General features: G+C 68.7%; 12 protein-coding genes. 3 read left to right on the top strand and 9 right to left on the bottom strand.

What is annotated here, in order from left to right; all coding sequences use genetic code 11:
- Positions 1–16: 16 nt before the first annotated feature.
- Entirely contained in the window at positions 17–1213 is a 1197-nt protein-coding gene (locus ABZ904_RS04635) for an HpcH/HpaI aldolase/citrate lyase family protein (RefSeq protein ID WP_359399351.1), read from the bottom strand.
- A 190-nt stretch (positions 1214–1403) separates the two neighbouring features.
- On the opposite strand from ABZ904_RS04635, the gene ABZ904_RS04630 reads away from it, so the two are divergent.
- The gene (locus tag ABZ904_RS04630) at positions 1404–2294 is read left to right on the top strand and encodes a TerD family protein (protein WP_360996757.1); all 891 of its coding nucleotides are present in this window, start codon (positions 1404–1406) and stop codon (positions 2292–2294) included.
- Positions 2295–2338: 44 nt separating this feature from the next.
- Here ABZ904_RS04630 and ABZ904_RS04625 read toward each other — a convergent pair whose 3' ends face one another.
- From ABZ904_RS04625 to ABZ904_RS04600, 6 genes are all read right to left on the bottom strand, one after another.
- A complete protein-coding gene (locus tag ABZ904_RS04625; protein WP_359399348.1) occupies positions 2339–3070 on the bottom strand; it encodes a Tellurium resistance in 732 nt (243 codons plus the stop codon).
- Positions 3071–3175: 105 nt separating this feature from the next.
- Positions 3176–4324: a DUF475 domain-containing protein gene (locus ABZ904_RS04620; protein ID WP_359399346.1), complete on the bottom strand. Its 1149-nt coding sequence runs from the start codon at positions 4322–4324 to the stop codon at positions 3176–3178.
- Between the two features lie 51 nt (positions 4325–4375).
- Entirely contained in the window at positions 4376–4951 is a 576-nt protein-coding gene (locus ABZ904_RS04615; RefSeq protein WP_359399344.1) for a TerD family protein, read from the bottom strand.
- A gap of 99 nt (positions 4952–5050) precedes the next feature.
- On the bottom strand, positions 5051–5626 hold the full coding sequence (locus ABZ904_RS04610) for a TerD family protein (RefSeq protein ID WP_359399343.1): 576 nt from the start codon (positions 5624–5626) through the stop codon (positions 5051–5053).
- A 113-nt stretch (positions 5627–5739) separates the two neighbouring features.
- Entirely contained in the window at positions 5740–6198 is a 459-nt protein-coding gene (locus tag ABZ904_RS04605) for a peroxiredoxin (protein WP_360996752.1), read from the bottom strand.
- Positions 6199–6502: 304 nt separating this feature from the next.
- Entirely contained in the window at positions 6503–6940 is a 438-nt protein-coding gene (locus ABZ904_RS04600; RefSeq protein WP_359399339.1) for a DUF3052 domain-containing protein, read from the bottom strand.
- Between the two features lie 427 nt (positions 6941–7367).
- On the opposite strand from ABZ904_RS04600, the gene aceE reads away from it, so the two are divergent.
- Complete coding sequence (aceE, locus tag ABZ904_RS04595) at positions 7368–10115, top strand: pyruvate dehydrogenase (acetyl-transferring), homodimeric type (protein WP_360996747.1); 2748 nt, start codon at positions 7368–7370, stop codon at positions 10113–10115.
- Between the two features lie 78 nt (positions 10116–10193).
- Complete coding sequence (locus ABZ904_RS04590; RefSeq protein WP_359399334.1) at positions 10194–10964, top strand: potassium channel family protein; 771 nt, start codon at positions 10194–10196, stop codon at positions 10962–10964.
- 36 nt (positions 10965–11000) lie between these two features.
- On the opposite strand, the gene ABZ904_RS04585 is transcribed toward ABZ904_RS04590, so the two are convergent.
- The gene (locus ABZ904_RS04585) at positions 11001–11309 is read right to left on the bottom strand and encodes a small hydrophobic protein (protein WP_359399332.1); all 309 of its coding nucleotides are present in this window, start codon (positions 11307–11309) and stop codon (positions 11001–11003) included.
- Between the two features lie 232 nt (positions 11310–11541).
- Positions 11542–13170: an MFS transporter gene (locus ABZ904_RS04580; RefSeq protein WP_359399330.1), complete on the bottom strand. Its 1629-nt coding sequence runs from the start codon at positions 13168–13170 to the stop codon at positions 11542–11544.
- Positions 13171–13237 lie beyond the last annotated feature (67 nt).

The following is a 13237-nucleotide window of genomic DNA, read 5'->3' as shown; positions in this document are numbered from 1 at the left end:
CCTCGTCGGTACGGCGTCAGTGCGACAGCGGGGCGGTGGCGCCGCTCAGCCCGGAAGCCCCCGCGGCCAGCAGGTCCACGAAGCCGATCTCCTCGTCCGCCACGCCGAAGACCTCGGCGCGTTGGAGGGTGCGCTCGGCCCAGGCGCGATGCGGCTTCACCTCGTTCATCTTGTTCGTGTAGGCGGAGCGCAGCACGCCCCCGCCGAGACGCTCGGGCCTCAGGATGTCCTGGGCGTCGCTGAACTCCTCGTGACTGACGACCGACAGCGCGTGCACGGGCATCACGTGCGAGGGGTGGATGCAGGTCTTGCCGAGCAGGCCGTTGGCACGGTCCAGGGAGATCTCGCGCAGCAGCCCGTCCAGGTCGTGCTCGATGAGCGTCTCGCGCAGTTCCTCGACCTCCCCCTCGAGGAACGGGCTGCGCCGCAGCTGCGGCTTGAACATGCGCTCCTGGACCCGGAAGTACTCCCACACCGGCCCGGTCACGGTGAATCCGGTGCCGTCGGCACGCCCGAGGACGTTGACCACGTCGGCGATCACGGAGGCGACGATCTGGACGTCGTACGCCGTCATGTCGGGCGCTCGGCGCAGGCCGTAAGAAGAGCAGAAGTCGGTGACGCCGAGTCGCAGCGCGAGGACGCGGTCGCGGTACTTGTCCACCGTGCGGAAGATGCCCGCCAGCGTCTCCCGGCGCGTCTCCAGGTAGAGCAGGGAGGGCGACTCCAGGACGGGCATGGCGAACAGCCGGCGCCCGCTCGCCGCCTCGGCCCGGGTCAGCGCCTCCATGAAGGCGACACCGCGCTCCTCGGTGAACTTCGGCAGCACGAATCCGGACAGCAGGCGGACCGCCGGGCCGAGCCGGGCCACCAGGTCCGGGATCTGCTCGGGTACCCGGACCCGGATGAAGAGCAGCGGAAGCTCGACGTCCGAGGAGGAGGCCAGGGCGGTCAGCTGCCGGACCAGGTTCTCCTCGGCGTCCACGACGTCGGCGTCGTCGATGGAGTCCTCCAGGCACAGCACCATGGAGACGACTCCGCGCCGCGCCTGCTTGACCACGTCGTCGCCGAGCTGCGGGCGGGTCGCGGGACTGTAGAGCGTGGCTCCCAGGGCCGCCGCGAGCACGCGGGCCGGGGAGTCGGCGGTGAAGACGGCCGGCTCCCGGTGGAAGAGGCGCTGCCGCTCCTCAGGGGCGATGTGCCCGAAGTGACGCATAGGACTTTCCCCCGTGGTGTTAGCGATGCGACAAGACGTGGCCGGTAATAGTACGTAGGACTCGATGTCCTGGGTTCCCGTCGGGCATGAAGTTCAGGTAACTCGGCTGTGTCGGCGGTACGTCAGCAACACGGCGGTCACCGCCACCCCCACGTTGTCGTGACCTGAACGGAGAAGGCAGGATGACGCCATGACGCACGCGATGCTGAAAGGGTCGAACGTAGCGCTCGAGGCCACGGCGGTACGGGCGGTGCTGCGTTGGGCACCGGGACAGGGCGTCCCGGACGTGGACGCCTCGGCGCTGCTCCTCGGCCCCGACGGACGGGTGCGGTCCGACGAGGACTTCGTCTTCTACAACCAGCCCCGGCACCCTTCGGGGAAGGTCCGGCTGCTCGGCAAGAAGCGGGAAGCGGACAAGCTGACCGAGACGGTCCAGACGGATCTGACGGGCATCGAGTCCGGCGTGGCGCGGATCGCGCTGGTCGCCTCCGCGGACGACGTCACCTTCGACCGGGTGCGGGCGCTGTGCATCCTGCTGTACGACGCGGCCGTCGCCGACGGGAAGCCGCTGGCGTACTTCGAGATCAAGCCGGAGACGGGCGCGGAGACGGCACTGATCTGCGGCGAGCTGTACCGGCGAGGCGACGGCTGGAAGTTCCGGGCGCTGGGCGAGGGCTACTCGAACGGGCTGAAGGGCCTCGCGAACGACTTCGGCATCTCGGTGGACGAGTCGGAGGCCCCGCAGACCGACGCGGGCCTGCCCATGGCGGAGGCCCGGGACACCGCGGTGGTCCACGGCGTGGGTACCGTGTCGGTGCCCGCCCCGCCCGAGGTGTCGGTACCGCTGCCACCGGAGCAGCCGCTGCCGCGACAGCCCGCGTACGGATATCCGCCGGTGCCGGCGCCGACGCAGCCCGCATACGGCTATCCCCAGCCGGTCGGCCGGCCCGCCTACGGCTATCCGCAGCCCCAGACGGCCGCGGCACCCGACCCGGCGTACGGGTATCCGCCCACCGCGGCGCCCGCGCCTGACCCGGACTTCAAGCTGCCGCCGCAGGGGCCGCAGTTCATCGGGCGGTAGTCGGCGAAAAGCCCGTGGGCGGGGCCCCGGCGGGCGGAGCCGGCTCACGCCTTGGTCTTGTACCCGCGGCCCCACTGCAGGCCCCATCCGTACAGCCGGTCCAGTTCCGCCTGGAAGCCGTAGACGAACTTCACCTCGCGGCGGACGACGAGCTCGCCCTTGATGTTCTCGATCATGACGACCGCGCACGAGCGGGCCTGCGGATGGCGTTCGTCGAGCCCGATCTCGATGCGCGGGCCGTTGCTGGGGTAAAGGGTGACCACCGCGTGCGTACGGTCGAACGCAGGCGTCTGGTCGTAGATGTAGACGAATACCAGGAGCCGTTTGAAGTCGTCCCGGTGGTCGAGGTTGACGAAGATCGTCTCACCGGAGCCGGAGCCGAACCGGTCGTCGCCGCTGAGCTTGATGTACGGCGGATCGTTGAGCTCCCCGAAGAAGCTGCCCAGCGGCTGAACCACACCCTTGGTGCCGTCCGAGAGCTCGTACATGCAGCCGAGGTCGAGGTCGACGTTGACCATGCTCTGGGTGTGCGCCTGGACGACCTCCGGGGTGAACAGGCGGAACGGATGGCGCAGCAGACTGCCCCGCTCGGGGCCGCCGATGTCCGAGGTCCGCATCCGCCACGACAGGTTGATGCGCAGGTTTCCGGTCGCCGCGCCCTGCTTGGTGAGGGAGACCCGGTGGTGCCGTTTGGTCAGCTCGATCGAGTTGGTCGCGGCGCTGCCCGAGTCGAACTCGGTCGCGCGCCCGCGCCACATACCGTCCCAGAAGCTCATGCCCGCCCCCCTGCACTGCACTCACGGTTCAACAGCCGCGGGGCGGCCGTCGAGGACGAATCCCCACGGCCGCCCCGCACAGAGCGTTCCTCGCCCTGGAGCCCGTCACACCCCGGACGAGACCTCAGTCTTCGCGTCCGAGCTCTCCGCTTTTCCCTCGGCCGCCGCGAGCGCGCGGTTGCGGCGCACGGAGGACCAGAAGGACCAGCCGATGAGGAGGACGCCGACGAGACCGGTGATCACCTCGTTGATCTGGTGCTGGATGGTAACCATGAGGATCACGGCCAGCGCGCCGATCGCGTAGTGCGCGCCGTGCTCCAGGTAGACGTAGTCGTCGAGAGTGCCCTGGCGGACCAGGTAGACCGTCAGCGACCGGACGTACATCGCACCGATGCCGAGGCCGAGCGCCATCAGGATGATGTCGTTCGTGATGGCGAAGGCACCGATCACACCGTCGAAGGAGAAGGACGCGTCCAGGACCTCCAGGTAGAGGAACATGAAGAACGCGGCCTTGCCGGCCAGGAGGACCGCCGAGCGCTCCTTGCCGGTGCGTACGGCCTCTTCCTCCTCCTCGTTCTCCCGCTCCTCCTCATCTTCGAGCCGGTCCTCGAAGTAGCCGGAGAGACCGCCGACGATCATGTAGGTGATCAGACCGGCGATGCCGGCGATCAGTACCGTCTGCGCCTTGTCTGCGTGCGTGCCACCGTGCTGGTGGGCGTGGGTGGCGAAGGTGAATGACGTGATCAGCAGGACGACCAGCGCGATGCAGACCGACAGCATGTCGACCTTGCCGAGCTTGGCGAGCGGCCGCTCGATCCAGCGCAGCCACTGGATGTCCCGCTCCTCGAAGATGAAGTCCAGGAAGATCATCAGCAGGAACATCCCACCGAAGGCGGCGATCGCCGGGTGGGCATCGGTGACGAGCTGCTGGTACTGATCCTTGTCGGTCAACGCCAGGTTGACCGCGTCTATCGGGCTCTTTTTCGCCGTGATGGCGACGATCACCACGGGGAAGACCAGCCGCATGCCGAAGACCGCGATCAGCACACCCACCGTGAGGAAGATCTTCTGCCAGAAGGCACTCATCTTCTTCAGGATTCCGGCGTTGACCACCGCGTTGTCGAAGGACAGCGAGATTTCGAGGATGGACAGGATCGCCACGATGCCGAAAGCGGTCCACCCCCCATAGAGGACCGCAAGGACCAAGCCGACCGCGGTGACCACGAACGACCAGCCGAAGGTTTTCAGAAGCACTGGCTACCCAATCCGAATCTCTACGGGGCTCCCCCGTCGCCGTACCCGGCTTTACGAAACGTTGACTCCGAAGTCTAGAGCGATCCCGCGCAGACCGGATGCGTACCCTTGACCTACGGCCCGGAACTTCCACTCGCCGCCATAGCGGTAGAGCTCGCCGAAGATCATCGCGGTCTCCGTTGAAGCGTCCTCGCTCAGGTCGTAGCGGGCGAGCTCCTGGCCGTCGGCCTGGTTGACGACACGGATGAAGGCATTGCTGACCTGCCCGAACGTCTGGCCACGCTCGTCGGCCATGTGAATGGAGACAGGGAAGACGATCTTGTCGCACTGGGCGGGCACCTTGGCGAGGTCCACCAGGATCGACTCGTCGTCGCCCTCGCCCTCACCGGTGAGGTTGTCACCGGTGTGCTCCACCGAGCCGTCCGGGCTCTTGAGCTGGTTGTAGAAGATGAACCACTCGTCACCGAGGACCCGGCCGCCGCTGCACAGCAGCGCGCTCGCGTCGAGGTCGAAGGGGGCTCCGGTGGTGGAGCGCGCGTCCCAGCCGAGCCCGATCATCACCTGCGTGAGGTTCGGTGCGGCCTTGGAGAGGGAGACGTTGCCTCCCTTGGCGAGCGTGACGCCCATGTTGCTGGTCCTCCCCGAGATGATGCTGCTCTGGTTGTTCTGCGCGTCCGGCGCCGCACACAAACGGTGCGGCGCCGGACGACAGGGCTTTCAGCCGGCTCAGACGTTCACGCCGAAGTCCTGCGCGATGCCGCGCAGCCCCGAGGCGTAGCCCTGCCCGATGGCGCGGAACTTCCACTCCGCGCCGTGGCGGTACAGCTCGCCGAAGACCATGGCGGTCTCGGTGGAGGCGTCCTCGCTCAGGTCGTACCGGGCGATCTCCTGCTGGTTGGCCTGGTTGACGACGCGGATGAACGCGTTGCGCACCTGGCCGAAGGACTGCTGGCGGTTCTCGGCGTCGTAGATCGACACCGGGAAGACGATCTTCTCGACCTCGGTCGGGACCGAGGCGAGGTTGACCTTGATCACCTCGTCGTCGCCCTCGCCCTCACCGGTGAGGTTGTCGCCGGTGTGCTCGACCGAGCCGTCGGGGCTCTTGAGGTTGTTGAAGAACACGAAGTTCTGGTCGCTGCCGACCTTGCCCGACGTGTTCAGCAGCAGGGCGCTGGCGTCGAGGTCGAAGTCGGTACCGGTCGTGGTGCGGACGTCCCAGCCCAGACCGACGAGGACCGCGGTCAGGCCGGGGGCCTCCTTGGTCAGGGATACGTTGCCGCCCTTGCTGAGGCTGACTCCCACGAGTCCCTCCATTGGTGTCCGGGGGCGGGGAGCCCCGTCGTGCGTTGGCATCGGATCAACGAGTCGATCCTAGTGACGGGTTCCCGTGGCCTGCAGGCCTTGGAACCCGAGAATTACAGGGTGTCGAGCGCCTTCACGTACTCGTTCAGGTCGCGCGCGTCCGGCAGGTCGTTGACCACGGTCCACCGCACGACGCCTTCCTTGTCGATGATGAAGGTCCCGCGCACCGCGCAGCCCTTCTCCTCGTCGAAGACGCCGTAGGCGCGCGAAGTGTTGCCGTGCGGCCAGAAGTCGGACAGCAGCGGGTACTCCAGGCTCTCCTGCTCGGCGAAGACGCGCAGGGTGTGGATGGAGTCGTTGGAGACGGCGAGCAGCTGTGTGTCGTCGTTGACGAACTTCGGCAGGTTGTCGCGCAGCGCGCACAGCTCGCCGGTGCACACACCGGTGAAGGCGAACGGGTAGAAGAGCAGGATGACGTTCTTGTGACCGTGGAAGTCCGAGAGACTCACGGTCGCGCCGTGGTTGTCCTTGAGCTCGAAGTCGGGGGCCTTGTCGCCGACCTGGATCGCCATGGGCCTGCATCCCTTCGCTGAGGCTGTTCGGGTGCCGACCACCCTACGCAGCGATCACAGCGGACCCACGGACGGGCTGAGTCGAGTCAGCCCGTCCGGCGTGCTGGGACGAGGCCGTCAGGCCGGAAGGGGGTCCGGGGGGGGGGGCCCCCGCCCCCGCCGCCCCCGCGGCCGGCCCCCCCCCCGGGGCGGGACCGCGCCCGGGGGGGGGGGGGGGGGGGCGGGGGCGGGGGGGGGGGGGGGGGGGGGGGGGGCCCCCCCCCCGCACACGGCCGCCTCGGCGGCCGGCCACCCCGGCGGAGCGTCACCGCTTGGACTTGGCCGCCTTCGGCGTCACCAGTCGGGACCCGCTCCAGTCTTTGCCCACGCTGACACTCTTGGACGCCGACAGACCCGCTGTCGTCGAGGCTTCCGAGATGTCGCTCGGCTCCACGTAGCCCGTACGGCCGGTCTTCGGCGTGAGGAGCAGGATCGAGCCGCCTTCTTCGATGTACGTGGTGGCGTCCACGAGCACATCGGTCAGGTCGCCGTCCTCGTCGCGGAACCACAGCACCACGGCATCGGCGACGTCGTCGTACTCCTCGTCCACGAGCTCGCTGCCGATGACTTCCTCAATGGCCTCGCGGAGCTCCTGGTCGACGTCGTCGTCGTAGCCGATCTCCTGGACCACCTGCTCGGGCTGGAACCCCAGCCTCACGGCAGGGTTCGTCCGCTCCTCCGCGTGGTCCGCGGTCGCGCTCACGGGTTGCCTCCTGATCATGTCTTGGTGAGTATCTCAGCCACGCGCGTACGCGAAGCATTGGCCGTAGTCCACACGGGCGGGGCGGATCGCGCAAGTACCCGGCGGTTCAGACCGCCGAAACGGTGACGATCCTGGCCGTGTCGCCGCAACTCCAGGCACGGTATCGCGTCCAAGGGTGATCTACACCACACCGTTCTGCCCGGTTTGCGCATTCCGGAATCATCCGCGGGTACGAGAGTCGAATGACTTTGCGGGACGCGTCATGACTCGAGCGTATCGTTGCGTTTTGGTCGGGCCCGTCCCCGAAAGACCGGTCCCGCGCGATGGTTACCTCACAGTAGAGATGACGTTTCGCTTCCGCGAGGTACACGATGGGGATCGGCGCAGGCACAAGGAAAAAGTGGCCCTCTGACAGGTAAGGAACAGCGTGGCTTCCGGATCCGATCGCAATCCGATCATCATTGGCGGCCTTCCGAGTCAGGTTCCTGACTTCGATCCCGAAGAGACCCAGGAGTGGCTCGACTCCCTCGACGCCGCCGTGGACGAGCGCGGCCGTGAGCGGGCCCGCTACCTGATGCTCCGTCTGATCGAGCGGGCCCGCGAGAAGCGCGTGGCCGTGCCCGAGATGCGCAGCACGGACTACGTCAACACCATTCCCACCAAGAGCGAGCCGTTCTTCCCGGGCAACGAGGAGATCGAGCGCAGGATCCTCAACGCCACGCGCTGGAACGCGGCCGTCATGGTCTCCCGGGCCCAGCGGCCCGGCATCGGGGTCGGCGGCCACATCGCCACCTTCGCCTCCTCCGCCTCGCTGTACGACGTGGGCTTCAACCACTTCTTCCGCGGCAAGGACGAGGGCGACGGCGGCGACCAGGTCTTCTTCCAGGGTCACGCCTCTCCGGGCATCTACGCGCGCGCGTACCTCCTCGACCGGCTCACCGAACGTCACCTGGACGGGTTCCGCCAGGAGAAGTCCAAGGCCCCGTACGGACTCTCCAGCTATCCGCACCCGCGCTCGATGCCGGACTTCTGGGAGTTCCCGACGGTCTCCATGGGCCTCGGCCCGATCGGCGCGATCTACCAGGCCCGGATGAACCGCTACATGCACGCGCGCGGTATCGCGGACACCTCCCGGTCGCACGTGTGGGCCTTCCTCGGCGACGGCGAGATGGACGAGCCGGAGTCGCTCGGCCAGCTGTCGATCGCCGCCCGCGAGGGCCTGGACAACCTGACCTTCGTCGTCAACTGCAACCTGCAGCGCCTGGACGGCCCGGTGCGCGGCAACGGCAAGATCATCCAGGAGCTGGAGTCGGTCTTCCGGGGCGCCGGCTGGAACGTGATCAAGCTCATCTGGGACCGCACCTGGGACCCGCTGCTGGCGCAGGACCGGGACGGGACCCTGGTCAACAAGATGAACACCACGCCGGACGGCCAGTTCCAGACGTACGCGACGGAGTCCGGCGCCTACATCCGGGACCACTTCTTCGGCGACGACCACCGGCTGCGCGCGATGGTCGAGCACATGACCGACGACCAGATCCTGCACCTGGGCCGCGGCGGTCACGACCACCGCAAGATCTACGCGGCGTTCAAGGCGGCCAAGGAGCACAAGGGGCAGCCGACGGTGATCCTGGCCAAGACCATCAAGGGGTGGACGCTGGGCCCGAACTTCGAGGGCCGCAACGCCACCCACCAGATGAAGAAGCTGACGGTCGCCGACCTCAAGCACTTCCGGGACCGCCTGCACCTGCCGATCTCCGACCAGGACCTCGAGTCCGGGCTGCCGCCGTACTACCACCCGGGCCGGGACACCGAGGAGATCCAGTACATGCACGACCGGCGCAGGTCGCTCGGCGGGTACGTCCCGACGCGCGTCGTGCGCTCCAAGCCGCTGCAGCTGCCCGGCGACCAGACGTACGCGAGTGTGAAGAAGGGCTCCGGTCAGCAGTCCATCGCCACCACCATGGCGTTTGTGCGACTGCTGAAGGACCTCATGCGGGACAAGGAGATCGGCCGCCGGTTCGTGCTGATCGCACCCGACGAGTACCGCACCTTCGGCATGGACTCGTTCTTCCCGAGCGCGAAGATCTACAACCCGCTCGGCCAGCAGTACGAGTCGGTGGACCGGGACCTGCTGCTCGCGTACAAGGAGTCGCCGACCGGCCAGATGCTGCACGACGGCATCTCCGAGTCGGGCTGCACCGCGTCGCTGATCGCCGCCGGTTCGGCCTATGCCACCCACGCCGAGCCGCTGATCCCCGTGTACGTCTTCTACTCGATGTTCGGTTTCCAGCGCACGGGTGACCAGTTCTGGCAGATGGCGGACCAGCTGTCTCGCGGTTTCGCCCTGGGCGCGACCGCCGGCCGTACGACCCTGACCGGTGAGGGTCTGCAGCACGCGGACGGCCACTCGCAGCTGCTGGCCTCCACCAACCCGGCGTGCGTGGCCTACGACCCGGCGTACGGCTACGAGATCGCGCACATCGTGCAGGACGGTCTGCGCCGGATGTACGGCTCCTCGCCCGAACACCCGCACGGCGAGGACGTCTTCTACTACCTCACCGTCTACAACGAGCCGATCCAGCAGCCGGCCGAGCCCGCGGACGTGGACGTCGAGGGGATCCTCAAGGGCGTCCACCGGATCGCCGAGGGCACCTCGGGCACCGTCCCGGCCCAGATCATGGCCTCCGGTGTCGCCGTGCCGTGGGCGCTCGAGGCGCAGCGGATCCTCGCCGAGGACTGGAACGTGCGGGCCGGCGTCTGGTCGGCGACCTCCTGGAACGAGCTGCGGCGCGAGGCCGTGGAGTGCGAGGAGCACAACCTGCTGCACCCCGAGGAGGAGCAGCGGGTGCCGTACGTGACGCAGAAGCTGGGCAGCACCGAGGGTCCCTTCGTCGCCGTGTCCGACTGGATGCGATCGGTTCCGGACCAGATCGCGCGCTGGGTGCCGGGGGCCTACCAGTCCCTCGGCGCGGACGGCTTCGGTTTCGCGGACACCCGTGGGGCGGCCCGCCGCTTCTTCCACATCGACGCGCAGTCGATCGTGGTCGCCGTTCTGGCGGAGCTGGCCAGGGCGGGCAAGGTCGACCGCTCGGTGCTCAAGCAGGCGATCGACCGCTACCGGCTGCTCGACGTGACGGCGGCCGACCCGGGAGCGGCGGGCGGCGACGCGTGAGGCCGGGGTCGCACTGACCGCAATAAGGGCGGCGGGCCGATGGCCCCGCCGCCCTTACGCGTTCCTTACGATGCAGCCATGGAGCAACCGTCGGCGCAAGCCCGTTGGGAGCAGCGCACCCAACGGCCGCTGTTGGCGCTCGCGCTGTTGTTCGCCGTCGCCTACGCCGTGCCGATCGTGGACAACCCGGCGGACCCGACCCTGGCGCTCGCCTGCACGGTGACGGAGTGGGTGGTGTGGGGCGCGTTCGCCACCGATTATCTCGTTCGGCTCGCGATCGCCCCCTGCCGCCGGGAGTTCGTCCGCACCCACTGGCTGGACCTGGGTGCTGTGGTGCTGCCCGTCCTCCAGCCGCTGCGGCTGCTGCGGATGGTGTCGACGCTGCTGCTGGTCGGGCGGCGGGCCCGGATGGCCTCGCAGATCCAGCTGACCACGTATGTGGCCGGCGCGGTCGTCGGGCTGCTGATGTTCGGGTCGCTCGCCGTGCTGTCGGTGGAGCGGGAGTCTCCGAACGGGAACATCAAGACGCTGGGCGACGCCCTGTGGTGGTCCTTCACGACGATGACGACCGTGGGCTACGGCGATCATGCGCCGACCACCGGGCTCGGGCGGATTCTCGCCGTGGGGCTGATGCTCTCCGGGATCGCGCTGCTCGGTGTGGTGACCGCGAACATCGCCGCCTGGTTCATCGCGCGGTTCGACCAGGACGACGCGGAGGAGCGCCGGCAGACGGCGGCGATCGATGCGCTGACGGAGGAGGTACGGGCGCTGCGGGCCGAGGTGGCCGCGTTGTCGGGGACCTCGGTGCCGCACCCGCACGCACCTGAGGAGGCGGGCCCGAGGCCGTAGCCGGGCCCGCCTCTCGCTCCGCTTCGGCCCCTCGGGTCAGAGAAGTGCGTTCCCGGGGGTCGTCAGGCCGACCAGCCAGATGAGTGCCAGGAGGGTGTCGATCGCTCCCAGGACCAGGGCCACCAGGGCCGGGACGGCGTGCGTGCCCGCCCAGCTGCGGCCCATGGCCAGCCAGCCGCAGACCACGGCGACGGGACCGAGGACGATACCGAGGGCGAAGAAGCCCGCGATCGCGCAGACGACTCCGATGATTCCCAGCGTCGCGCGATCCGGCCCGCTCCTGGACCACATCCGGCCTCGTGAACGGGGGTACCTGCGCGTGCTGTTTCCGAAGCCCGCCATCATCAACTCCCTGAACTCTCTCGCCGGTTCGGGCCTGATGTGCGGGTACCCCCGTTTTCCGGGCCAAGTCCTGCCCGCGCGCCGCCCCCCTCCGGCAGCGCGCCGCAGTCCAGCCGTCCTCCGCCTCGCGCAGCCCTGCCGTGCGAAGGACGTGACCCGCCCTGACCCGTGACGCCCCGGGCCGGGCGGGATCTCGACCGTCGTCACCCTGCAGGGCGAACTCGCCCGGGCGGCGTCAGATGTGCGCGGCCCCCGCGCCGGCCTCCGCGTTCTCGCCCCGCTTGGTGAGCAGGGCGACCAGCACCGCGACCGCCGCGACACCCGCGGCGACCAGGCAGGCCAGGCTCATACCGGAGATGAACGTGTCATGGGCGACAGTGGTGATCTTCTGGGCGATCGCGGCCGGGGTGTCCGGGGTCACCGGGGCCACACCCACCTGTACCGACTCGGAGGCCTGGCCGAGCTGCGCCCCGGTCAGCGGCGGCAGCTTGGCGTCCGCCCAGTTGCCCGCGAGGTCGTGGTCCACCTTGGAGGCCATCACGGCGCCCAGAACCGCTGTGCCGAGGCTGCCGCCGATCTGCATGGCGGCCTGCTGCAGACCGCCCGCGACACCGGAGAGCTCCATGGGCGCGTTGCCGACGATGACCTCCGTGGCGCCGACCATGACGGGCGCGAGACCGAGGCCGAGCAGCGCGAACCAGATCGACATGACACCGCTGCCCGTGCCGGCCTTCAGCGTCGACATCCCGAACATGGCGATGGCGGTGGCCGCCATGCCTCCCGCGAGCGGGATGCGCGGGCCGAGCTTGGTGATCGCCGCGCCCGCCAGCGGAGAGCCGACGATCATCATGCCGGTCAGCGGCAGCAGGTGCAGGCCCGCGTCGACCGGGCTCATACCGTGCACGTTCTGCAGGTAGAAGGTGACGAAGAACAGGCCGCCCATGAAGGCGATCGCCATGAGGACCATCAGGACGACACCCGCCGAAAGCGGCACCGAACGGAACAGCCCCAGCGGGATCAGCGGCTCCTTCACCCGCGTCTCCCAGAAGGAGAAGAAGGCGAAGCCCAGCACGGACGCGCCGATGAACAGCCAGGTCTTCGCGTCGCCCCAGCCCCAGGCCGGCGCCTTGATGAGGGCCCAGACCAGGCAGAACATGGCACCGGACAGCAGCACGATGCCGAGCAGGTCGAAGGAGCGCGGCGCGTTCTTCGCACGGTGGTCGGTGAGGATCACCAGGCCGAGGACGAGCGCGAGGGCGCCGACCGGCACGTTGATGAAGAAGACCGACTGCCAGCTGACGTGCTGGACGAGCAGACCGCCGAGGATCGGGCCGCCCGCGGTGGAGGCGCCGATGACCATGCCCCAGATGCCGATCGCCATGTTCAGCTTCTCGGCGGGGAAGGTGGCCCGCAGCAGGCCGAGCGCGGCCGGCATCAGCAGCGCGCCGAACAGGCCCTGGAAGACGCGGAAGGTCACGACGAGGGCGATGCTGTCGGACAGGCCGATGGCACCGGAGGCGGCGGCGAAGCCGACCACGCCGATCAGGAAGGTCTGACGGTGCCCGAACCGGTCGCCGAGCTTGCCCGCGGTGATCAGGGTGACCGCGAGGGCGAGGAAGTAGGCGTTGGTGATCCACTGGACGTCGGCGAAGCTCGCGCCGAGGTCCTTGGCGATGGCCGGGTTGGCAATGGCGACGATGGTGCCGTCCAGGGCCACCATCATGACGCCGACCGCGACGGTGATCAGGGTGAACCATGGGTGGCCGCGCAGTCCGCGTCCGGGCGTCCGGTCCGACGGCGCCGCCGGCCGGCCTGCCGTCTTGTCCCCCGGTCCCGTCGCGTCGACGGTGGTCTGACTAGTCATACGGTGGAGGCTAGTGACAGCCACTGACAATCGACAAACCAATTCACATGTCGGTAACTGTCACGCC

Origin of the sequence: Streptomyces sp. NPDC046900, from assembly GCF_040644975.1 — a bacterium.
Classification (GTDB): domain Bacteria; phylum Actinomycetota; class Actinomycetes; order Streptomycetales; family Streptomycetaceae; genus Streptomyces.
This window is presented reverse-complemented; position numbering and strand designations above follow the sequence as displayed.